The following is a 23636-nucleotide window of genomic DNA, read 5'->3' on the forward strand; positions in this document are numbered from 1 at the left end:
TTTTACGCCGGCACACCCCCCCCCCCCCCCCGCGCGCCGGGCCAACATATTTGGCCGGGGGTTTTTTTACAACCCCCCACAAAAGGGGGTATAAAAAAAACCCCCCGACCAAAATTAGCTGCCCCAAACGCACTTCCCCTGCACCAACAATGGCAACATCGCAGGTTGAGCATAAGTCAGCGAAAGCCCGCCAGAGCGAGCAAGGTGACGTGAAAGAGGAGGGCATAGGCCTTTTGGCCATGCCCGACGATTGAACGTCAGATTGCCGCTCTGGCGGGCTTGCAGCGTCGGCCGGTTCCGGCGTTTGGTAAAACGCCGGAACACAAGAGCGCCCCCTCCCGCGCACGGAACGGGAGGGGGCTAAAGGTAGGAGTCTACCGGTGGGTTGACCCCACCGGACAGACGATGACCAAGTGATCCTCTACAGGATCGTCAAGGTTTCCGTGGGGCACCCGTTGGGTACTTAGATCAACACGCAGGCGACGGTCAGGATGATGGCGCAGACGACGGAGAGAACGACGATGAGCTTAAGGGCAAACTTGAGCCAGGTCGTCCACTCGATCTTGGCCAGGGCGAGACCGCCCATGATGGCACCGGAGGTCGGGGTGAACAGGTTCACGACACCGATGGCGGCGGAGAAGATCATGACCATGACCTCGGGCGAGAAGCCGAGCTTAACAGCCAGCGGTCCCATGATGGGCATGGAGACGGTAGCCATACCAGAGGTCGACGGGATCAGGAAGGACAGGCCGAAGTAGACCAGGAAGCTCATGGGAGCGAAGATCACGCCGGACAGACCAGCCAGGGCACTGGCGGCAGCGTCGAGGACGTAGACGTCGAGACCGGTGTTGGCCATGAGGACGGAGATGCCACGGGCGAGGGCGATGACGAGAACAACGGACATCATGTCGGCGGCACCGGTGATGAAGGTGTTAACGATCTGCTTCTCGGACAGGCCACCGATGATACCGATCAGGATAGCCATGAGGAAGAACCAGGTGGAAGCCTCGTCGAAGTACCACTGACCAATGGGCAGGCCGGTGATCAGGGCAGACCAGCCCTGGACGACGGTGTTACCGTCGGCATCGTAGACAGCGCCAGCGTCAAAGAAGTTGGCGACGCCCTCGTTGAGGTCGGCCAGCGGAATGAAGCCGACGATCATGACGACGAAGGTGAAGGCAAAGGCGATCAGAACGCCCTTCTGACGACCGGTGAGCTTGACCTCCTTGCTAACCTCGGAAGCAGCCTTGCCGTGAGCCTCTTCGGCATCCTTGAGCTCCTGCATCGACAGGATGGTGGAACCCTTGTCAGCCTTGACCTTCTTGGCATAGCCCATGACGAAGAAGATGGAAATGGCCGTGGTAACAATCCACAGGACGGCACCGAGGCCGATGATGATGGACTGGTTGACCTCAATGCCAACGCCGGTCAGAGCGTCGACGGCAGCGCCGACGGCGAACGGGTTAACCGTGGAGCCCAGGCAGCCGCAGCCAGCGCCGAGCAGGACGGTAGCGGCGCCGACCATGGGGTCGAAGCCGGCAGCCATCATGGTAGCGGCGAGCAGGGCGTAGAAGGGAACGGTCTCCTCGCACATACCATAGGTGGTACCACCGAGGGAGAAGATGAGCATAAGGACAGGAACGAGCATGATCTCGTTGCCCTTAAGCTTCTGCACCAGAACGGCGATGCCGTTGTCCAGAGCGCCAGTCTCGGTCATCATACCGAGGAAGCCGCCCAGGATCATAACGAAGAGGCAGACGGGCAGAGCGTCAGCGAAGCCCAGGATCGGGGCGGTGCAGAAATCGCTCAGACGGGCTGCAGTAACAGCGCCGCCGGACGTGCCGGAGACGATAACGGTAATCACTGCAACAATTGCCAGCAGAGCTAGAAGAATGGTGAACGATGAAGGCATACCGCGCTTTTTCTTAGCGGTCTCAGTCATAGTTCTCATCCCCCCTTCATAAATCATTTAACTTTCTCGCGCAAAGCGGATCTTCCGTGCCGTGCCCACCGCCCGACGCAAGATATTTACCAGACAAACCGCTCGGGGTGTGCAGCAATACACCCCGAGCGAAATGCTTAAAGGCTCTTACTTGAGCGTTGCGTACATGACAGCCTTGATGGTGTGCATGCGGTTCTCGGCCTCGTCGAAAACCTTGGAAGCGGGGCTCTCGAAGACCTCGTCGGTGACCTCCTGCTCGGTAATGCCAAACTGCTCGCACTTCTCGGCGCCAATCGTGGTGTTGGTGTCGTGGAAGCTGGGCAGGCAGTGCAGGAAGATGGCACCCGGGTTGGCCATAGCCATGACCTCGGAAGTAACACGATACGGGGTGAGCTGAGCGATGCGCTCGGCCCAAACCTCGTCAGGCTCGCCCATGGAGACCCACACGTCGGTGTAGATAACGTCGGCACCGGTGACGCCGTCCTTGACGTCGGTGGTCAGCTTGATGGTGCAGTCGTTAGCCTCGGCGATAGGCTTGCAGGCCTCGATGACGTCGTCAGCGGGCATGCACTCCTCGGGGCCACAGGCCACGAAATTCATGCCGAGCTTGGAGCAGACAACCATGAGGGAGCGAGCAACGTTGTTCTTGCAGTCGCCCATGAAGACGAGGGTCTTGCCCTTGATGTCGTAGTTGAAGTTCTCCTGGACGGTCAGGATGTCGGCGAGCATCTGGGTGGGATGCCACTCAGTGGTCAGGCCGTTCCACACGGGCACGCCGGACTTAGCGGCGAGCTCCTCGACGTCGTCCTGGGCAAAACCACGGAACTCGATGCCGTCATACATGCGGCCGAGAACGCGGGCGGTGTCCTCGATGGACTCCTTCTTGCCCATCTGCGACGAACCCGGATCGAGGTAGGTGACGCCCATGCCCAGATCCATGCCGCCGACCTCGAAGGCGCAGCGGGTACGAGTGGAGGTCTTCTGGAAGAGCAGAACGATGTTCTTGCCCTCGAGATAGCGATGCGGAACGCCAGCGCGCTTCATGTCCTTGAAGTTCTTGGAGAGCTTGAGCAGGTACTCGATCTCCTCGGTGGTGAGGTCGAGGAGCTTGAGGAAGCTACGGCCGGAGAGGTTAACACCCATGGTTCGTTTCCTTTCGAAAAAATGAATTACGCAAGTATTCGTGTTGCCCGTTTGACGGGCAAAACCGGTGCGGTTGTAGGGGGACCGCACCGGAAACGGAAAGACTTAGAGGTCCTCGCGCCAGAAGGGCATGCTCATGCAGCGCGGGCCGCCACGGCCGCGGGAGAGCTCGGCGGAGGGCACGACGAGAAGGTCCAGGCCCTCCTTGTACAGCACGTCGTTGGTGACGGTGTTGCGGGCGTAGACGCAGATCTTGCCGGGCTCGACGCACAGGGTGTTGGAGCCGTCGTTCCACTGCTCGCGGGAGGCCGCGATCGGGTCGCCGCCGCCGCAGGGGATCAGCTTGACCTGGTCGACGCCGGTGGCGTCCTCCAGGACGTGCTCGAGGGTGTCCTCGATCAGGCGGATGTTCACGTCGCCCGGGTTCTTGCCGGCGGTCAGCTCGTAGACGCGCAGGGTGCCCATGATGGCGGGGTGGATCGTGAACTTATCGACGTCGATCTGGGTGAAGACCGTGTCGAGGTGCATGAAGGCGCGCGAGACCGGGATGTCGAAGGCCAGGATGCGCTCGACCTTGGAGTCGGAGTTCCAGAAGATGTTCTGGGCCATGACGTCGATAGCGGCGGCCTGGGTGCGCTGGGAGATGCCGACGGCGAGGGTCTTCTCGTTGATGTTCAGCACGTCGCCGCCCTCGGTGTGGAACTGGCAGTCGCGGCGGAAGTACAGGGAGACGTCCTTGTAGTCGGGGTGGTACTTGAAGACGTACTTGCCGTACAGGGTCTCGCGGTTGCGGGTGACCGAGTACATGCGGTTGAGGTTGACGCCCTCGCCGACGACCGCGAACGGGTCGCGGGTGAAGTAGAGGTTGGGCATCGGGTCGATGATCAGGTCGGACTCGGACTCGGAGTTGACCAGGGAGTCGAGGGTCGTGGAGGCCGTGAGGGGCATCTCGATCTCGGCCTTGGTCATGCCGGCCATGGTCTTCTTGACGAACTCGAGGTTGTCCTCGATGGAGTCCAGCTTCTCGCGGACGATCTGCGGCATGTGCTTCCCGCGGATGCCGGCCTCGGCGATGTACTGGTCGGTGAACTCGGCGCGGGCGCCGGGGACCTGGTCGAACACCTCGGCGACGAGGTTCTCGAGGTAGAGCACCTCGACGCCCTGGTCCCTCAGGATCTGGGCGAAGGTGTCGTGCTCCTGCTGCGCGACCTCCAGGAACGGGACGTCGTCGAACAGGAGCCGCTCGAGCTCGTCGGGCGGCAGGTTGAGGAGCTCGTCGCCGGGACGGTGCAGGCAGACCTTCCTGAGCTTGCCGATCTCGGAAGGCACGTGCAGACCTTTCGTCATGGCCTCCTACCTTTCTTTCGGGCCCTTGTCAGGGCCGATTCGTTAGCGCCCCTCCGTGTGAGGCGTTATTGCTGACGACATATTTATATCCAAAATCAACCCATACTTCCACCTTGCCCCCGAACGGTTTTTTATAGGGGGTGAACGGCATACACATATACTTCACGCATGGCACACTTCATCTTAATAAAGTGTATTTACGTGCTTAAACGCGTTTTCAATCCAAAAATCAAATGGAACTAAACTTTGTTAAACCACCCTCATATTGCATATTTCGTGCAACGATATGAATAGAATTCGCAATTCTTGCTGTCTCTCAACCATTTTGAGTTTTATTCAAAAAAAAGTTCTTCCTATTCATTTTTTGCAAACAGATTACCGTTTACCAGACGTTGAATACCGTTCACCGGAAGCTTAGTATAAGGCCCGTCGAATACCCGATCGATCTTGCGTCTCCATTTGTAACAACTTGACTTTTCCGGCGGCAAAGACATGCAGACCCGCTCCCCAAAAGGGAGCGGGTCTGCATTCGGTACACCTAGGGCCAAGTAAGGTTTAGGCCTTCGAGGGCCTCAAGGGATTAGCGATCGAACTCGGCCAGTGCCTCGCCTAGAAGCCTCAAGCCCTCGCGAAGAACATTTTCGCTCGCGCAGTAGCCCAGGCGTGCGCCGCAGGGAAGCTCAAAACGGCTGCCGGGCACCAGCAGCACTCCCCTCTCGGACAACAGGCGTTTGCAGAACTCCTCGTCGTCCTCGGGAATATCAAGCTGGATAAACGAGGTAGACACGCCCTGCGGGGCCGTCCAGGAAACGCGATGTTGCGTATCGATCCAAGCCTGCGCGATATCGCGATTGCCAGACACGATCCTGCGGTTGCGCTCGAGAATCTTGTCCTTGTGCTCAAGCACATAGGTCGCCAGGGCATCGTTGAACACGCCGCCGCAGATCATGGTGTAATCGCGATAGGTGCGGATGCGATTGGACACCTCTTCGTCGGCCACGACCCAACCCACGCGGGCTGCAGGCGTCGAATAGGTCTTAGATACCGAGTTGGTGACAATGGCCTTCTCATACACGTCGGCCATCGACATAAAGGACTCGGTGTTCTCGAGCGGCAGATACACCTCGTCACACAGCACGTAGGCGCCCACCGAACGGGCAATCTCGGCAATCTGACCGAGCGTATCGGCATCAAGCACCGTACCGATGGGGTTCGAGGCGTTATTGATGCAGATGAGTTTCGTGTTGGGGCGAACGAGGCGCTTGAGTTCCTCGATATCGGGTTTCCAGCCGAGCTCCTCGCGAAGCTCCCAATACTCGACCTCGGCGCCCAGTGTACGCGGAATCTCATAGAGCGGCGCATAGGTAGGCCACTCGGCGATGACATGATCGCCGGACTCGACCACGGCCATGATGGCGTTGAGGTTGGCACCCGTGCAGCCGTTGGTCTGCAGAATGTGGTCGGGATTGACCTCGCGACGATAGAGCTTGGCGACCTCAGCCTTAAACTCCGGTGAACCCTCGATCCAGCCGTAGCTCATCTTCTCGCGGTCCAGGCGCTCGTAGAAGATGGCGCCGTCCTGCTCGTCGAGCGCGCGCAGCTCGCCCATGGTAAGCGAGGAGATCGTCGACTGGGCGATATCCCACGTAGCGCTCTTCTCCCAAACGTTAAGCCACTCCTCAACGCCGATTGTCTTGATATCCATGGTTACGCTCCAATCGCTAGAACACGGGGGTGATGCCGGCAAAGGTCATGGGAATCGAGATGATGCCCAAAAGGCAAAGAAGCCGACACCGTTGGGGGGTATCAACGTGACTGCCCCTGGTCATATGGGCCGCCTTATCTGATGTTAATTAAGCTTCATTAAACAAGAATGGGGCGGTGCGAAAACCCGCACCGCCCCATTGGAAGGCATCTAATGGCAGCTAGATGTTTGTATTAAGACCCGTACGGGTCTTTGGAAACCTTAGAGGTCCTCGCGCCAGAAGGGCATGCTCATGCAGCGCGGGCCGCCACGGCCGCGGGAGAGCTCGGCGGAGGGCACGACGAGAAGGTCCAGGCCCTCCTTGTACAGCACGTCGTTGGTGACGGTGTTGCGGGCGTAGACGCAGATCTTGCCGGGCTCGACGCACAGGGTGTTGGAGCCGTCGTTCCACTGCTCGCGGGAGGCCGCGATCGGGTCGCCGCCGCCGCAGGGGATCAGCTTGACCTGGTCGACGCCGGTGGCGTCCTCCAGGACGTGCTCGAGGGTGTCCTCGATCAGGCGGATGTTCACGTCGCCCGGGTTCTTGCCGGCGGTCAGCTCGTAGACGCGCAGGGTGCCCATGATGGCGGGGTGGATCGTGAACTTATCGACGTCGATCTGGGTGAAGACCGTGTCGAGGTGCATGAAGGCGCGCGAGACCGGGATGTCGAAGGCCAGGATGCGCTCGACCTTGGAGTCGGAGTTCCAGAAGATGTTCTGGGCCATGACGTCGATAGCGGCGGCCTGGGTGCGCTGGGAGATGCCGACGGCGAGGGTCTTCTCGTTGATGTTCAGCACGTCGCCGCCCTCGGTGTGGAACTGGCAGTCGCGGCGGAAGTACAGGGAGACGTCCTTGTAGTCGGGGTGGTACTTGAAGACGTACTTGCCGTACAGGGTCTCGCGGTTGCGGGTGACCGAGTACATGCGGTTGAGGTTGACGCCCTCGCCGACGACCGCGAACGGGTCGCGGGTGAAGTAGAGGTTGGGCATCGGGTCGATGATCAGGTCGGACTCGGACTCGGAGTTGACCAGGGAGTCGAGGGTCGTGGAGGCCGTGAGGGGCATCTCGATCTCGGCCTTGGTCATGCCGGCCATGGTCTTCTTGACGAACTCGAGGTTGTCCTCGATGGAGTCCAGCTTCTCGCGGACGATCTGCGGCATGTGCTTCCCGCGGATGCCGGCCTCGGCGATGTACTGGTCGGTGAACTCGGCGCGGGCGCCGGGGACCTGGTCGAACACCTCGGCGACGAGGTTCTCGAGGTAGAGCACCTCGACGCCCTGGTCCCTCAGGATCTGGGCGAAGGTGTCGTGCTCCTGCTGCGCGACCTCCAGGAACGGGACGTCGTCGAACAGGAGCCGCTCGAGCTCGTCGGGCGGCAGGTTGAGGAGCTCGTCGCCGGGACGGTGCAGGCAGACCTTCCTGAGCTTGCCGATCTCGGAAGGCACGTGCAGACCTTTCGTCATGGCCTCCTACCTTTCTTTCGGGCCTTACTGGCCAAATGTATCAGCGCCCCTCCGTATGGAGCGCTGCTTGCTGACAGCTCTAGTTATATCCAAATATCAACCGCAATTCCACCTCGCCCCCGAACGGTCAACAAAGTACGATGAACGGTATATCGCATACGATTTCCCATGATGCACTTCAGTTTCATAAAGCATATTTTCCTAGGTAAACGTTATTTTTCTAGGAAATCAAGATTGAACACTCAAAGTTATCCATGATTCTAAATTGCATAGCGAAAACGGTTTTCTGCATATATATAACGCTTGTCCTCGATTCGACCTAAATTCGATTATATTCAGCTTGCTATCATTCTTATTCATACATTCTCACCAGTTGAGTGAGGATATAGATCGCTTGCTCAAAGCACCGGACGTTAGTGCTTCGGATCGTCAGCGTAATATGTAGGTAAAGATACCGTTCGCGCGATACGTCCGCGCCATAGGTCGACTAAATTGAGACAATAAGAAATAGTGTTAGGCTACCGTCCCCTGTAGGGACTGAACGGACAGATGCATATGCCGAGCAAAATCGAAAAGAAGCAGAACACCGCCAAGCTGCGCAAGAAACCGCGCGATTTCTCGCATACGCAAAATCGAGAGCTTAGCTGGCTGCGCTTTGATAACCGCGTACTCGACGAAGCCTTCGATGAGTCTGTGCCACTGTTCGAGCGCCTTAAGTTCGTCTCGATCTTCGAGTCAAACCTCGACGAGTTTCTCATGGTGCGCGTGGGCGGCTTGTCCGATCTGGCAGAGCTCAAAAAACAGCCCGTCGACAACAAGAGCAATATGACCGCCTCCGAACAGGTCGATGCTGTCATGGCAGAGCTGCCCGGGCTCCTTACCCGCTGGGAGTCGATCTTTAAGAGCATCGAGGACAAGCTCGACGCTTTGGGCGTTCACCGCGCCCGCATCGATTCGCTTACGCCCGAGGAACATACCTTTGTAACCCGCTACTTCCAGGCCTACATATCACCGGTCATCTCGCCGCTGGTCATCGATCCGCGCCATCCCTTCCCCAACCTGCGCAACGGCGCGCTCTATCTGGCTTGTGGCCTGGACGGCATCACCGACGAGGAGAGCCTGCTGGGCCTTATCGAGATTCCCGCCTCGATGAACCGCGTGGTCGAAATCCCCTCGCCCACCGGCACCTACTCCTACATTCTGCTCGAGGACGTCATCCTCGCCTGCCTGGACAGCTGCTTCGGCTCCTATAAGCCGCTCGACCGCGCGCTCATCCGCGTCACCCGCAACGCCGACATCGATCCGGACGGCGAGGGCGTCGAGGAGGAAGAGGATTACCGCCAGCACATGAAGCGCATCCTCAAGAAGCGCCTGCGCCTGCAGCCGGTGGTGCTCGCCGTATCGGGCTCGCTCGAAAAGCCAACGCTCAAGACCATCCGCAAAGCGCTCGAGCTTTCGCGCCGCTCGGTTTTTACCTGCGATATCCCGCTCAACCTGGGCTATGTCTTTGGCATCGAGGGCAAAATACCCGAGCATCTACGCAACGAGTTGCTCTTTACGCCGTTTAGGCCGCAGCCCAACCCCACCATCGATATGACCCGCTCCATCCGCGATCAGGTGCTGCAGCACGACAAGCTGCTCTTTTACCCTTACGAGACCATGAATCCGTTCTTGGACCTGGTGCACGAAGCAGCCTACGACCCCGAGTGCATCTCGCTTCGCATCACGCTCTACCGCGTGGCCAAACAAAGCCGCCTGTGCGAGTCGCTCATCGATGCTGCCGAAAACGGCAAAGAGGTTACAGTGCTCATGGAGCTCCGCGCCCGCTTTGACGAGCAAAACAACATCGAATGGGCCGAGCGGCTGGAAGAGGCCGGCTGCACCGTTATCTACGGCTCCGAGGGCTTTAAATGCCATTCCAAGATCTGCCAGCTCACCTATCGCGAGGGCATGGCGCTTACCCGTCTGACGCTTTTGGGTACCGGCAACTTTAACGAGAAGACGGCCAAGCTCTACAGCGACTTTATGCTCATGACCGCGCATCCCGGCATCGGCGAGGACGCTAACCTGTTCTTCCGCAACCTGTCGCTGGGCAACCTGCGCGGCGACTACCGCTTCCTGGGCGTGGCGCCCGTGGGCCTCAAGCCGCTCATCATGCGCGGCCTGGACCGCGAGATTCAGCGTGCCCTTGTCGGCGAGCCCGCCCGCGTGTTCTTTAAGCTCAACTCGCTTACCGACCGCGAGGTCATCGACAAGATCGCCGAGGCATCGTGTGCCGGTGTGCGCGTGGACATGATCATCCGCGGTATCTCGTGCCTCAAGCCCGGTGTTCCGGGCAAGACCGAGAACGTGCACGTGCGCTCCATCGTCGGACGCTTTTTGGAGCATGCGCGCGTCTATGCCTTTGGCGTGGACTCGGATATGATCTACCTGAGCTCGGCAGACATGATGACGCGCAACACCGAGCACCGCGTGGAGATCGCCTTCCCCGTGCTCGACCCCACCTGCCGCGCCCAGGTGCACGAGTACATGAGCATGCAGCTGCGCGACAACGTGAAGGCACGCAGTCTGACGAGTGACGGCACCTGGATTCCCGTGGAGCGCAAAGAAGGCGAGAAGCCCTTCAACTCGCAGGAAGCTCTGCTGGAGCGTGCCTATCGCAACGCCGAGGCCGTCGCCAAGGCAGAACCTACGCTCGCATCCAAGCCTGAGCTCGAACCGCAGCCGGCCGCACCCGAGGTCCAAAAGGTTCAGGCAACCGTCATAGAGCCTGAGTCCGAGCCTGCTCCTCGGCCCCAACCGCAGACGGCCAACCCCGCGTCCGAGAAGGGCGCCCGCCGCGAGAAGCCCGCTGGCAAGACCAAGACCATCGAGCGCCATCGCCCCGGTCGCGTGCGCATGGGACTGGGCCTGATCGGCCTAGGCCTTAAGACGCTCATTACCGGCAAGACGAAATAGACGTTTGTAGAAGCGCCCCGTATTTGAGGAATACCCCAAATACGGGGCGCTTTTCACTGCTACCATGGTTGCGAACAATACCGCGAATGACAGGCAGGAACATGAAGCTCACCATAGAATCGATGACCTACGGCGCCGACGGACTGGCGCACGCCGACAACGGCAAGGCCGTCTTTGTGCAGGGCGCCGTGGCAGGCGACACCGTCGAGGCCGAGATCGTGCAGGACGGCAAGTCGTTTATGCGCGCCCGCACGACCGAGATTCTGGAGCCGGGCCCCGATCGCATTCAGCCCCCCTGCCCCTTCGTGGGCGTCTGCGGCGGTTGTTCGTGGGGCAATCTCTCGCGCACCGCGCAGCTTGCCGCCAAAGAGCAAAACCTGCGCTCCACGCTCGAGCGCATTGGCAAGTTCGCCCCCGAGCAGGTCAACGATCTTGTCCAGCCCATCCGCCACACCAAGGACGACTGGGGCTACCGCAACAAGATTGAGCTGGAGCCCACCCTCGTTAACGGCCGCGTTCGCCTTGGCATGCACGGCGTCGATCCCAGCAAGATCGTCACCGTAGATTCGTGCCCGCTGTTCGATAAGCGTTTTCCCAAGGCGCTCAAATCGGTCGTCGGCGCGCTCAACTATCTGAGCGGCAGTCACGATCTGGGTCTGGAGCGCGTGGGCATTCGCGCTTCGCGTCGCACCAAGGCACTCGAGGTCGCACTTTGGACGCCCACGGGCTCCTTCCCGCGCTCGCAGGTCTCGCGCGTGTTGGCAGACGCCGCTCGCCCCACGAGCGTAGTGCGCGTCATGAGCAAGGGAGAGAAGAAAGCCCGCCGCGTCTCCAAGGTGGAGATGCTCGCCGGCGAGGGCTCCTGGACCGAGAACATCGCCGACGGCCAGATGCGCCTTTCTGCCCCATCGTTTTTCCAGGTCAACACCAAGGGCGCCGAGATTTTGATCGAGCTTGTCATGGAGGCGCTCGACCCGCAAGAAGACGAGCTTGCCATGGACCTGTACTGCGGCGCCGGCACCTTTACCCTGCCGCTCGCCCGCCGCTGTGATTTTGTTGCCGCCGTCGAGGCCTACGGCCCGGCCGTGCGCGACCTGCGCCGCAACCTCGAGATTAACAAGCTCGATAACGTCGATGTCATCGGCGGCGATGCCGTGCGCGAGTTCCCCGACCAGGATGCCGATGTCCTGGTGGTCGACCCGCCGCGTGCAGGTCTGGCACCCGAGGCAATCGACCTCATCGCCAGCACGAGCGCCCGCGACGTGGCCTACGTGAGCTGTGATCCGGCGACTTTGGCACGCGATCTTAAGCGCTTTGTCGAGGAAGGCACCTTCTCCCCCGTCAAGATCACGCCGGTCGACCTGTTCCCGCAAACCTTCCACTGCGAAACCGTCGCCCATCTCAAGCGCAACTAGACTGTTTGCCCAAGACCACACCCGATGATTTTTCTGGGACGGGGATAAAAATAAATTTGTTCCGAATGATTATTTAATCCCCGTCCCCTTTTAAACATTGGGAAATCGAGCGTGGCAAGCATAGGTCTTCGGGGTATAAGACGGCTAATTGTATCCGCCTTACGAAAGGAACTCTCATGCCCAGCGTTGCCGTTCTCGCCGCCGATGGTTTTGAAACTATTGAATGCCTGACCATGGTCGACGTCATGCGTCGCGGCGGCGTGCGCGCCACGCTCGTCTCGATCATGCCCACACGCGAGGTCGTGAGCTCGCTGCAGATTCCCGTGACCTGCGATGCGCTCTTTGATGAGATCAACTTTGAGGAGTACGACTGCATCGTGCTGCCTGGCGGCCTGCCCGGAGCCACCAACTTGCGCGCCGACCAGCGTGTCTGCGATGTAGTCTGCGAGTTCGCCGCAACCAAGCATGTTGCCGCCATCTGCGCCGCCCCGTTTATCCTGGGCGAGCTTGGTCTGCTCGAGGGACGCCGAGCCACGTGCTTCCCCGGCTTTGAGAAGAGCTTCCCCGAGGGTGCTTATACCGGCGAGAAGGTCACGCAAGACGGCAACATCATCACTGCCAGCGGCATGGCACAGTCACTTCCCTTTGCCTTGGAGCTGCTGCGCACACTCGCCGGCGACAAGGCCGTCGAGAAGGTTGCCGAGGGCATCCAGCTATGATTTTGGCTTCGCAATCGCCGCGCCGCATAGAGCTGATGCGCGAGGCGGGCTATGACGTTCGCGTAATTCCCGCAGATATCGACGAAACACCTTTTGATGGCGAAGCTCCGCTTACGCTTGTCGAACGCTTGGCACGCGCCAAAGCCGCTGCCGTTGCCTCCGAGCACGCCGAACCCAACGAACTGACTGTCGCAGCCGATACCATTGTCACCTTTGACGGGCAAATTTTGGGCAAGCCGGCAGACGAGAACGAGGCACGCACCATGCTCCGCGAGCTTTCGGGCCGCACGCACCAGGTGGCAACCGGCGTCTGCATCGTTAAAGCCGGCGACACTGCAGCTCCGCATGCCGCCGAAAGTCTGTCGTTTGTCGATGTGACCGACGTGACGTTCTATGAGCTTACCGAGGAGCAGATCGGGCACTATGTTGCCTCCGGCGAACCCATGGACAAGGCCGGAGCCTACGGTATCCAGGGCACAGGCGGCCGCATGCTCGTGCATGACATTTCGGGCGACTTCTACAACGTGGTGGGCTTACCCATCGCTCGCGTCGCACGCGCGATTCAAAAACTCTCGTAATTGCATCTGGCGCTGGGTATCCCCCGGCGCCTACAATTTTGCCGTACCGTACGGATCCCGACCGAGCATAAGGCCCGGCGGAAAACCGATAGGAGAAAACATGGACACCCTGCTCGAAGCCATTGACGTTTGCGATGTCGATGGCTTTTGCTTTGGCAACTATACAGACAAAGAGGCCGGCACCGGCTGCACCGTAATCGTGGCGCCCGAGGGTGCCACCGGCGGCATTGACGTACGTGGTGGCGCTCCCGCTTCGCGCGAGACCGATCTGCTGCGTCCCGAGAACACCGTCGATAAGGTCCACGCCGTCTGCCTTTCGGGCGGCTCGGCCTTTGGTCTCGAAGCGGCAAGCGGCGTGGCCCGCGAACTCGAGAGCCGCGGCATCGGCCTGCCCGTCGGCCCCACGCAGGTGCCCATCGTGTGTTCCAGCTGCATCTTCGACCTCGCCTTTGGCGATCCCACCGTGCGTCCCGACATTGAGGCCGGTATCGCCGCCGTGCGCGAGGCGCTCGACCATACCCCCACCACACTCGAGCAGGGCAATGTAGGTGCCGGCACCGGCGCCACCGTAGGCAAGCTCATGGGGCCCGCCACCTGCATGAAGGCTGGCCTTGGAGCTGCTGCCGTGACACTCGGCACCGTCAAGGTGGGCGCCGTGGTCTCGGTCAACGCCTGTGGCAACGTGGTCGACCCGACCACCGGCGAGTGGGTGGCCGGCATGCGCGCCGCAGCCGATAGCGACCAGATCGTCGACATGGAGCTCGCCGCCCTTGCCGCCGCCGGCTCTATGAAAATGCCACTCGACCGCACCAACACCACCATCAGCTGCATCGTCACCAACGTGGAGCTCACTAAGGCCCAGGCCACCAAGGTCTCCCAGATGGCCGCAGACGCCTATGCACACGCCATCCGCCCCACACACACCACCAACGACGGTGACACCATCTACACCCTTGCCAGCGGCAAGCTGGGCAGCCAGGCAAGCGCCGCCGTTCCCCTAGACCTGCTGGGCATGCTCGCCGTAAGGGCCCTGGAAACCGCCATCGTAAACGGAGCCAAAACCGCCAAAACATCCCACGGCATCCCCGGCGTTGCGAAGTAAACTAGCTCGTCCGGTTGCCCGGTTGGTCTTGGTTATGTTTGCTGCTCTACAGTCCTGGCTCGCACGAAGAGCACATTAAGTGCTCTTCGGCTCGTGCGGAACTCGCGACAAACATAACCAAGACCAACCGGGCAACCTACTCAACAAGATCTCTTTCAGCCCAGGCCCCTATGTACCGCGCGTCCAAGATCTTCAAATTCAGGCAGCCTGACAATCGATTCTTATAGCAAAGGCCAAGGGGCCCAGTCAACCTATCAGCAGCGATTACTCAACAGCTAGTTGAATTTGAAGATCTTTGAAGCAAGGCGGTATAGGCCGAGTGTGGTTTTGTCTCCAGCCCGCCCGTGCAGGTTGGTAAAGAAGCCGACCACACCGTAGCGTGCACGACGATACATACGCTCATCGTAGGCCTTCAAATCACTCCACAATGTCGTCAGGCGCTCGTCGGCGCAATCCTCATCGGAAAGCTTGGTAAGCACCGAACAAATTGCCATCATCATGGTGAAATAGCCCATCATGTACGCGCGCAGACGCGACGACTCGACATCGCTGTACAGATGGAACGACTCCATCATAATGCGCGTCACGCGAAACTGCTGGTCCAGACGTTTGACCATCGTGGCCTCGTTGACGCTCTGGCCCTCGCGACCGATAAAGTAACGATAGAGGTCGATATCGGCGTAGTACATGGTCTTGCAGCGCGGCAGCGGCACATAGGCGTAGATATTGTCGACATAGAACGTGTGCGGCGGCATAGGCAGATTGGACGCGCGCAGAACATCCGTGCGATAACACAGGCTGTGCATGAGCAAATTCTGGTCCAGACGGAAATGGCCAATCTGGTCCCAGGTAAAGATCTTTTTGCGCGGCAGGGCAAACTTGTAACCAATAGCGGTATGCGTACCCTCGTAAACCTTCTCGTACACATAGTTCGAGATAAACAGATCGACGCGCTGGTCGCGCTCCTCAAAGCCACGCAGAATCGAAAGCATGGTCGAAAGCGCCGCACCGTCGAGCCAGTCATCCGAGTCGACGACCTTGTAGTAGGTGCCCTGCGCCTCGCGCAGGCCCGAGAGGACAGCCATGCCGTGACCGCCGTTCTCCTGATGCACCGCGCGGATGATACCGGGATAACGCGCCTCCCACTCATCGGCCTTAGCTGCCGTCTCGTCCTTGGAACCGTCATCGACGATGATGATCTCGATATCGGTGGCGTAATCGCTCCCCTCCAGAATGGAGGTGATGCAATGGTCCATGTCCTTGGCGGCGTTATACGAGGGAATACCGAATGATATGACTTTATGCATGGCAGGCGATAATCTCATCCGAAAGATCGAGGGCAGAGTTGGTCACGGCATCCATATCGTAGTAACGATACTCAGCCAGGCGACCCACCGGGTGGAAGTTCGTCAGGTTCTGGACGCGCTCAAGATAGCGCTCATAGAGCTCGCGGTTCTTGGGCTCCAGAATGGCGTAATAGGGCGTCTCGCCCGAGCCGGGCGTATAGGACTTGGAATACTCCTTCATGATGGTGGTCTTGCCGGGCAGGACCTGACCAGTCATGTTCTTGAACTCGGTGATACGCGTGTAATCCTCGCTCGTGGTGTAGTTGACGGTGCCCACGGGCTGGAACTGATCCATATCGAGCGTCTCGAACTTCATGTCGAGCGTACGGTACGGCAGAGCGCCCAAGTCGAGGTTGAACAGCTCGTCGAGCGGACCGGTGTAGACGATCTCGCCGCCATAGACCTTGCCGTCGATCTTGACGGTGGTCTCGTCAATCTCAAAGAGGTCGCGGGCGTCCACGTCGCAGAACACATCAATCAGATCGTGGTCGAGCATATGCTCGAACAACGCGGTATAGCCGTCCTGCGGCATGCCCTGGAAGGGAGCCTGCGGGAAATAGCGGTCATCGTCGCCCACAAAGACGGGAACGCGGCCGGTGATCGAGGGATCGATCTGGTCGGGCGTCTGGCCCCACTGCTTCATGGTGTAATGCAAAAAGACGTTCTCGTAGACGTAATCGGCGACCTCGGCAAGATCCGGGTCGTTCTTCTTGCGCAGCTCCATGATGGGCACCTTGACGTCCTTGCCAAAGGTCTCCACGAGCTTCTGATACAGCTCCTCGCCGCGCTCATCGCCAAAGGCGAGCTTGAGGCTCGCGTGGTTAAAGGGCACGGGCATAAGGGTGCCGTTGATGTTGGCGAGCACCTTGTGCTGGTAGTCCGTCCACTTGGTAAAGCGCGACAGAAAATTGTGGACGCGCTCGTTAAAGGTATGGTAAATGTGCGGACCATACTCGTGGACCAGGATCCCGGCCTCATCAAAGCAGTCGTAAGCATTGCCCGCAATGTGGCCACGGCGCTCCAAAACGGCAACGCGATAGCCGATGGTCTCGGCAAGACGGCGGGCACAAACGGCACCGGCATACCCGGCACCGACGACAATCATGTCGTATGCGCCGGCGTTAAAGCCTTCAGGCAGGCCTGAGGTAATCTGCATCGATACTCCTTGTCAAAAGCCACGGGCTCGTTAGCTGGGCTTTTCTCGAACATTCTTCGAGACATATTTATCAGAGCGATTATAGCGCTAATGCGTCCTATAATGAGCTTGCCACACAAGGAAAGCTCAAGCACCCCGGCGTACATATTTAAAAGGTAAACCCGCTAGCAGCGGGTTTATTCGTGGACAGCCGGGTGCCTGGAGCTTAGCGAAACGCTTGTAAGGAGTAACATGAGCGATTTCCTAAACCGTATGAAGTCTGCCGCCAAGGCCGACCTTAAGACGATCGTCCTGCCCGAGGGCGAAGATCCGCGCACCATCATCGCAGCTACCAAGATCATCGAGGAGGGCTTGGCAAAGATCGTCATCTTGGGCAACCCCGACGAGATTAACGTTCCCGGCGCTACCGTCATCGACCCGCGCAATGCCGAGAAGCACGAGGAGTACGCGCAGAAGTTTGCCGAGCTCCGCGCCAAGAAGGGCGTCACCATCGAGCAGGCTCGCGCCCAGGTGATGGACGCCACCTACTTTGGCACCATGATGGTCAAGATGGGCGATGCCGATGGCCTGGTCTCCGGCGCCTGCCACTCCACCGCCGACACTCTGCGCCCCGCGCTGCAGATCCTCAAGACCGCCCCGGGCACCAAGCTGGTCTCGGCCTTCTTTGTGATGTGCACCGACACCCCGCAGTTCGGCACCGACGGCACGCTGATCTTCGCCGACTGCGGCCTCAACATCAACCCGTCCTCCGATGAGCTCTCCGAGATCGCCATCGCCTCCGCTCACTCTTGGTCCACCTTCATGGGCAACGTTGAGCCGCACGTGGCCATGCTCTCCTACTCCACCATGGGTTCCGCCGGCGGCGAGGTCGCCAAGAAGGTTCAGGAGGCCGTGAAGTTCTGCAAGGAGAAGGCTCCCGAGCTCGCCATCGATGGCGACCTGCAGCTCGACGCCGCCATCGTCCCCAACGTCGCCCAGCTCAAGGCTCCCGGCTCCTCCGTTGCCGGCAAGGCCAACGTGCTCGTGTTTCCCGACCTCGAGGCCGGCAACATCGGCTACAAGCTGGTCCAGCGCTTCGCCGGCGCCGACGCCTACGGCCCCATCCTGCAGGGCATCGCCAAGCCGGTTAACGACCTTTCGCGCGGCTGCTCTGCCGACGACATCGTGGGTGTCGTAGCCATCACCGCCGTCCAGGCTCAGATGGCTGAGTAGCGGACGCACTCGCCCGAAGGCCGTACGGGCTAACCCCTGAAAACGTCCTCGACCAATGAAACGCCCCCGTTCTGCTCCTCCGGAGCTACGAACGGGGGCGTATCTGGTCTGCGGATTGTTTTCAGGGGTTAGCCCGTACGGCCTTCTACCGCAACGCAGCAATCAGGGCATCTGGAGTGGACGGCGGCTTGGCTACGAGCTGGGGCTGAGAATCTGAATGGATGGGTGCCGTTGCTGAAAGTGCAGACGTTGATGGCGGCAATCACTTTGGATGCGAAATGTTGGCTGCGGTTCGATGTCTGGCCCACCGGAAAGCGTGTCCCGGTTTGGAGGCGGATTGTGGGATGCAGCTTCCACTTGGGGGCTGTTTGGGAAACTGTGGGACGGAATTTTGCTTTGTTGTAGGTCGTATTTTCCGCAACGTGCCTCAACCGGAAAGCGTGTCCCAGAATTTGTGCTCGAAACGGGATGGAGTTTCCGCTGTCCTTCTGCTAGTAAAAAAGGCCTCCGGAGCTGTTGCTTCGGAGGCCTTTCATTTACATGCAATCGGCGCGCTAGTTGTTCGCGGTCAGACGCTCGACGTCGTGGGCGATCATGTATTCCTCGTCGGTGGGGATGACCATGACGGTGACGGCGGAACCGGCGGCGCTGATGACCTGCGGGCCGTTGCCCACGGCCTCGCGGTTCTTGTTGTTGTCGATGCGCACGCCCAGCCACTCAAAGCAGTCGCAGAAGGCCTTGCGGATCGACCAGTCGTTCTCGCCGATGCCGGCGGTAAAGGTGATGGTATCCACGCCCGCCATGGATGCGATCATGGAACCGGCCTGCTGCATGGCCTTGTAGGCGAACATATCGAAGGCGAGCAGGCAGCGCTCATCGCCCTCGGAGGCGCGCGTGCGGATGTCGCGGGCGTCGTTGGAGATACCCGAGATGGCAAGCAGACCAGACTGCTTGTTCATCATGTCATCGACTTCTTGATAGCTGTAGCCGCCCTCACGCTGCAGGTAGCACACGGTAGCCGGGTCAATGGAACCACAACGGGTGCCCATCATCAGGCCATCGAGCGGCGTGAGGCCCATCGTGGTGTCGCGGCACACGCCGTCCTCGATGGCGGCGAGCGAAGCACCGTTGCCCAGATGGCACGAAAGCAGACGGTGGCAGCGCGAGCCCAGGATCTCCTTGGCCATCATCCACTCGTAGCGGTGGCTCGTACCGTGTGCGCCGTACTTGCGCACGTGGTACTTGTCGCACACGTCCTTGGGCAGCGCGTAGGTGTAGGCGACCTCGGGCATAGTCATGTGGAACGAGGTGTCGAAGACGGCCACGTTGGGCAGCTCCGGATACTTCTCGCGGCAATATTCGATTGCCGCGGCCTCGCCGTAGTTGTGCAGCGGAGCAAGCGGTGCCACCTCAAGAATCTTGGCCATAACCTCGTCGTCGACAACTGCGGAATCATCGAAGTGCCAGCCGCCCTGAACGATACGATGCCCAATGCCATCAATCGTAAAGTCGGTCTTCTCAAGCTCCTCGAGCACACGTGCGATAGCCGAACGGTGATCGGGGAAAGGAACCTCCTCGGTCTGCTTGGCGCCACCGTTCTCGGAGTGGCCAAAGATGCCCATGTCCGATCCGATACGCTCGCAGTTGCCCTTGGCGAAAACCTTGCGGGTATCGGTATCCAAAAGCTGATATTTAAGGCTTGAGCTGCCGGCGTTGACAACAAGTACGTTCATGAGACTCCTTTGCAGTGCAATACGGTCGACGCAGACCCCTTAAGGCGGCCGCATGTTAATAAGAAGTTATCATATCTTGATAAATAGCTATCAGCATATCGCCCAACGAGCGCAAAAGAAGGGCCGAACGGCGCTCGGTCGTCCAGCCCTCCCCTCTTGCAATTACTTGCCGTTGACGATGCGCTCAACGTCGGAAGCGATCATGAACTCCTCATCCGTGGGGATGACGAAGATCTTGACCTTGGAATCCTTGGCGGACAGGCACCAAGCGCCGTCACCACGCAGGGCGTTGCGGGCATGATCCATCTTAACGCCCATAAAGGCCAGACGGTCGGCAACGCCGGCGCGGACGGCCGGAGCGTGCTCGCCGATGCCGGCGGTAAAGACCAGAGTGTCCATGCCGCACATGGAAGTGGCCATCTCGGCGGCCTTGGCGGCAATCTTGTAGACAAACATGTCGAAGGCGAGCTGGGCCTCGGGGTCGCCGGCAGCGGCGAGCTCCTCAACGTTGCGGCAGTCGTTGGTCTTGCCGCCGGTCACAGCCAAAAGGCCGGACTTCTTGTTCATCATCTCGTCGACCTCGTCGAAGGTGTAGCCGCCCTCGCGCTGCAGGTAGCACACGGTAGCAGGGTCGATGGAGCCGCAGCGGGTGCCCATCATGACACCGTCGAGCGGCGTCAAGCCCATGGTGGTGTCCATGCACTTGCCGTCCTCGATGGCGCACAGGGAAGCGCCGGAGCCGATATGGCACACGACGACCTTGCGAGCCTCGCCGTTGGTCATCTCGGCAACCTTCTTGGAGATATAGCGGTAGCTGGTGCCGTGGGCGCCATACTTACGGATGTGCAGCTTGTCGCAGACGTCCTTGGGCAGGGCGTAGGTCTTGGCGACCTCGGGCATGTTGAAGTGGAAAGCGGTGTCATAGACCGTGACGTTGGGCAGGTCGGGATACTGCTCGAGGCAGTACTCGATAACGTTGGCCTCGGGGTTGTTGTGCAGCGGGGCGAGCGGAGCGACCTCGCGGATCTTGGCGAGAACGTCCTCGTCGACGAGGGAGGAATCGCCGAAGTACCAGCCGCCCTGAACGATACGGTGGCCGATGCCCTCAATCTTGACGCCGTTGGCCTCGAGGTCCTTCAGGACGACCTCGATGGCGACCTTGTGGTCGGGGAACTCGATGTTCTCGGTCACCTTCTTGGAACCGTTGGCAGCGTGGGTGAAGGTACCGCCGGTAAAGCAAACGCGCTCGCAGGAGCCCTTCGCGGACACCTTGTGAGACTTGGTATCGATGACCTGATACTTAAGGGTCGAAGATCCTGCGTTGACGACCAGAACGTTCATGTGTCTCCCTACTAACAGGCGGTGTGGCGCCGCCAGGTTACATACGCTTCAATAATAAACCCAAACGCCCTCGCGCTCGGGTTTATTGCGTTGATATATAAGTTATCGGTGCCTAAGCTTTCGCCTCATCCCACGGAAGAAGCGCCCTCAGATGAGGTTCTCGCCCAGGTTTTTGCCGCCGAGGACGTGCATGTGGAAGTGCATGACGGTCTGGCCGGCGTTGACGCCCTTGTTGGAGATGACGCGGAAGCCGTCCTCCAGACCCTTGGCCTTGGCGACCTCCTGGATGGCGTGAGCCATGGCGCCCATAGTCTCGGCAGGCACGTTGTCGGCGATGTCGCTGTAGTGCTTCTTGGGGATTACGAGCGTGTGGACCGGCGCCTGGGGGTTGAGGTCGTCGAACGCGATGACCTGATCGTCCTCATAGACAACGGTCGAGGGGATCTCGTGGTTGGCAATTTTGCAGAAGATGCAATCACACATGGTTGGTTCCTTTCTCACAGACCAAGGTAGTCTTTTTGGGACGGGGCTTTTTTGACTACTTTTTCGCAAGCGCAGGCACCTGGCGAGCCGTCGCGCAAGGGTAGTCAAAAAAGCCCCGTCCCAAAAAGACTACCCCAAAGTAGGCTGCGAGGTGGTTAGAACGAGAGGTTGTCGTCGGTGTTGGCGGCTTCGCCGTCGGCGAGCACGTCGTTGCCGTCGACGTCCTTAAGGAGCACCGAGACCTTCTGCTCGGCATCGGACAGGCGGGTGCGTAGGCTCTTGAGGAGCTCGACGCCGCGGGTATAGCTCTCGAGCGACTCCTCGAGCTCCATGTCGCCCGACTCCAGGCTGCGGATGATGAGTTCCAGCTCCTGCGAGGCCTGCTTGTACGTAAGCTGCTCGACCGGGGTCTTCTCTGCCATATCTATTTCCTTTCCTAAAGGTCTATCACTATGAAACGCGGCCTACTCGACCGTATCGACCGTTGCTGCCACGTTGCCGTCCGCCATGCGCACGCGGATGGCGTCGCCGGGCTTAAAGGTCTTGGCGCTCGTAGCCACACCGTCATCGCTGTACGCGATGGAGTAACCGCGGGCAAGCACCTTGAGCGGCGACAAGGCATCGAGCGACGCAGCAGCTCGGCCCAGGTCGGACGCGGGCTTGCTGAGCATCGTGCGCCCCTGATGCTCCAGACGGGAGCTCGCAAGCGTGAGCGCATGGCGCTTGCCATCGAGCCCCGAGGTGCTTGCAACCAGACGCTCAGGCAGGCGCTCAAAGTCGGAGCGGAAGGCCCCAACCGAACGCGTTATGGCGCCGGACAGGCGATCGGCCGTCAGGGCAAGCTCGGACTCGCGACGCTCGACCATAAATGTGGGGTCGTTGAGGCACGGACGGCGTGCGGCGGCATCGAGCGCATCGCCCAGACGGGCCGTATAGGTGTCCCAAGCGCGGCGACCACGCTGATCGAGCATTTCCAGATCAACCTGATCCGACCCGATCATCGAAGCCATCGCGGCGCCCAGACGCTGATGGCGCGTCTCGAGCACGTCGGCCAACTCCGTCATAGCCGGCGCCACCGATTCTGCCGCCGCCGTGGGCGTGGAGGCGCGGCGATCGCTCACCATGTCGCAAATCGAGGTATCGGGCTCATGGCCAATGCCGGTCACCACGGGCACAGGACAAGCCGCCACCGCGCGGGCAAGCTCCTCGTCGTTAAAGGTCATGAGGTCCTCGAAGGAGCCGCCGCCGCGCACCAGCAAAATACAGTCAGGCGCCGGCGTTATGGAAGCGGCGCGACGCAAGCCTTCAATAAGTTCTGCCGGCGCACCCTCGCCTTGAACCTTGGCACCCACGCAAACGAGCTCGACGAGTGGGTTGCGACGACGCAATGTGCGCTTGACGTCATCGATTACGGCACCCGAAAGCGAGGTGACGACCGCCACACGCGAGCAGAACACCGGGATGCGGCGCTTGCGCGCTTCGTCCATCAGGCCCTCGCGGCTCAGCTTTTCGGCCAGTTGCGCCACTTGTTGACGCAGCAGACCCTCCCCCGCCAGCGAAAACGAGCGGGCGACAAAACTCATGCGGCCCGTGGGCTTATAGAGATTGAAGCTACCCTTAAAGCTCACCTGCATGCCGTCGCGCAGATCGAACGTGCGCTTGAGATAGGCACCCTTCCAAATGATGCAGTCAACGGCGGCCGAATCGTCCTTAATCTGGAAGTAGCAGTGGCCGCTTCGGGCATTGGGGCCACGGAAGCCCGTGACCTCGCCCAAGACACTCAGCTGCGGAATAGCATCGAGTGCACCGGCGGCGATCTCCACCGCCTGGCTCACGCTGAGTTCCTTGCGCTCCCGATCGTCCGAGCCGTCAAACTCGGCGGAAACAGCATTGCCGGTTAGATTCCAGCCTGCCACGCAGCCTCCTTTCGTTATCGTGCACAAAGGCTCCAGC

The 23636-nt window shown here is 60.0% G+C and carries 18 protein-coding genes; 6 read left to right on the plus strand and 12 right to left on the minus strand.

All coding sequences use genetic code 11. From position 1 onward, the window contains the following. Positions 1–463 precede the first annotated feature (463 nt). From ACTNDJ_RS00005 to arcA (ACTNDJ_RS00025), 5 genes are all read right to left on the minus strand, one after another. On the minus strand, positions 464–1951 hold the full coding sequence (locus ACTNDJ_RS00005) for a YfcC family protein (protein ID WP_427795812.1): 1488 nt from the start codon (positions 1949–1951) through the stop codon (positions 464–466). 138 nt (positions 1952–2089) lie between these two features. After that, positions 2090–3085, minus strand: coding sequence for an ornithine carbamoyltransferase (argF, locus tag ACTNDJ_RS00010; protein ID WP_154515223.1), 996 nt, complete (start codon positions 3083–3085; stop codon positions 2090–2092). A 105-nt stretch (positions 3086–3190) separates the two neighbouring features. Beyond that, positions 3191–4432, minus strand: coding sequence for an arginine deiminase (gene arcA / locus ACTNDJ_RS00015; RefSeq protein ID WP_427719159.1), 1242 nt, complete (start codon positions 4430–4432; stop codon positions 3191–3193). Between the two features lie 580 nt (positions 4433–5012). Continuing rightward, entirely contained in the window at positions 5013–6137 is a 1125-nt protein-coding gene (locus ACTNDJ_RS00020; RefSeq protein ID WP_441083161.1) for an aminotransferase, read from the minus strand. A gap of 261 nt (positions 6138–6398) precedes the next feature. Next, a complete protein-coding gene (gene arcA, locus ACTNDJ_RS00025) occupies positions 6399–7640 on the minus strand; it encodes an arginine deiminase (protein WP_427719159.1) in 1242 nt (413 codons plus the stop codon). 549 nt (positions 7641–8189) lie between these two features. Between arcA (ACTNDJ_RS00025) and ppk1 the strand changes: the two genes are divergently transcribed. The 5 genes from ppk1 (at position 8190) to ACTNDJ_RS00050 (ending at position 14412) form a co-directional block, all read left to right on the plus strand. Next, a complete protein-coding gene (ppk1, locus tag ACTNDJ_RS00030) occupies positions 8190–10598 on the plus strand; it encodes a polyphosphate kinase 1 (protein WP_441083162.1) in 2409 nt (802 codons plus the stop codon). Between the two features lie 86 nt (positions 10599–10684). After that, the gene (gene rlmD / locus ACTNDJ_RS00035) at positions 10685–12013 is read left to right on the plus strand and encodes a 23S rRNA (uracil(1939)-C(5))-methyltransferase RlmD (protein ID WP_427748199.1); all 1329 of its coding nucleotides are present in this window, start codon (positions 10685–10687) and stop codon (positions 12011–12013) included. A gap of 176 nt (positions 12014–12189) precedes the next feature. Next, positions 12190–12732 carry a DJ-1 family glyoxalase III gene (locus tag ACTNDJ_RS00040; protein ID WP_427718432.1) on the plus strand — a complete coding sequence of 181 codons (543 nt, stop codon included), beginning with the start codon at positions 12190–12192 and terminating at the stop codon, positions 12730–12732. Continuing rightward, on the plus strand, positions 12729–13310 hold the full coding sequence (locus ACTNDJ_RS00045) for a Maf family protein (protein WP_441083163.1): 582 nt from the start codon (positions 12729–12731) through the stop codon (positions 13308–13310). Before ACTNDJ_RS00040 ends, ACTNDJ_RS00045 begins: the two co-directional genes overlap by 4 nt. A gap of 100 nt (positions 13311–13410) precedes the next feature. Further along, on the plus strand, positions 13411–14412 hold the full coding sequence (locus ACTNDJ_RS00050; RefSeq protein ID WP_441083164.1) for a P1 family peptidase: 1002 nt from the start codon (positions 13411–13413) through the stop codon (positions 14410–14412). 275 nt (positions 14413–14687) lie between these two features. Here ACTNDJ_RS00050 and ACTNDJ_RS00055 read toward each other — a convergent pair whose 3' ends face one another. Together ACTNDJ_RS00055 and glf are read right to left on the minus strand one after the other, a co-directional pair. Continuing rightward, positions 14688–15719, minus strand: coding sequence for a glycosyltransferase family 2 protein (locus ACTNDJ_RS00055; protein ID WP_427729077.1), 1032 nt, complete (start codon positions 15717–15719; stop codon positions 14688–14690). Beyond that, on the minus strand, positions 15712–16914 hold the full coding sequence (gene glf, locus ACTNDJ_RS00060) for a UDP-galactopyranose mutase (RefSeq protein WP_427794426.1): 1203 nt from the start codon (positions 16912–16914) through the stop codon (positions 15712–15714). The genes ACTNDJ_RS00055 and glf overlap by 8 nt, the downstream gene beginning before the upstream one ends. A 231-nt stretch (positions 16915–17145) precedes the next feature. Here glf and pta point away from each other — a divergent pair, with 231 nt between their 5' ends. Beyond that, positions 17146–18126, plus strand: coding sequence for a phosphate acetyltransferase (pta, locus tag ACTNDJ_RS00065; protein WP_427718446.1), 981 nt, complete (start codon positions 17146–17148; stop codon positions 18124–18126). Between the two features lie 554 nt (positions 18127–18680). Here pta and ACTNDJ_RS00070 read toward each other — a convergent pair. From ACTNDJ_RS00070 to xseA, 5 genes are all read right to left on the minus strand, one after another. Then, positions 18681–19859, minus strand: coding sequence for an acetate/propionate family kinase (locus ACTNDJ_RS00070; RefSeq protein ID WP_441083165.1), 1179 nt, complete (start codon positions 19857–19859; stop codon positions 18681–18683). 162 nt (positions 19860–20021) lie between these two features. Further along, complete coding sequence (locus ACTNDJ_RS00075; RefSeq protein WP_006234305.1) at positions 20022–21200, minus strand: acetate/propionate family kinase; 1179 nt, start codon at positions 21198–21200, stop codon at positions 20022–20024. A 147-nt stretch (positions 21201–21347) separates the two neighbouring features. Then, positions 21348–21683, minus strand: coding sequence for a histidine triad nucleotide-binding protein (locus tag ACTNDJ_RS00080; RefSeq protein ID WP_035137921.1), 336 nt, complete (start codon positions 21681–21683; stop codon positions 21348–21350). Between the two features lie 155 nt (positions 21684–21838). Continuing rightward, positions 21839–22105: an exodeoxyribonuclease VII small subunit gene (xseB, locus tag ACTNDJ_RS00085; RefSeq protein WP_006234311.1), complete on the minus strand. Its 267-nt coding sequence runs from the start codon at positions 22103–22105 to the stop codon at positions 21839–21841. A gap of 42 nt (positions 22106–22147) precedes the next feature. Beyond that, positions 22148–23599: an exodeoxyribonuclease VII large subunit gene (gene xseA / locus ACTNDJ_RS00090; RefSeq protein WP_441083166.1), complete on the minus strand. Its 1452-nt coding sequence runs from the start codon at positions 23597–23599 to the stop codon at positions 22148–22150. Positions 23600–23636 lie beyond the last annotated feature (37 nt).

This window comes from Collinsella sp. HCP3S3_D1 (genome assembly GCF_052064015.1).
In the GTDB taxonomy this organism is placed as follows: domain Bacteria; phylum Actinomycetota; class Coriobacteriia; order Coriobacteriales; family Coriobacteriaceae; genus Collinsella.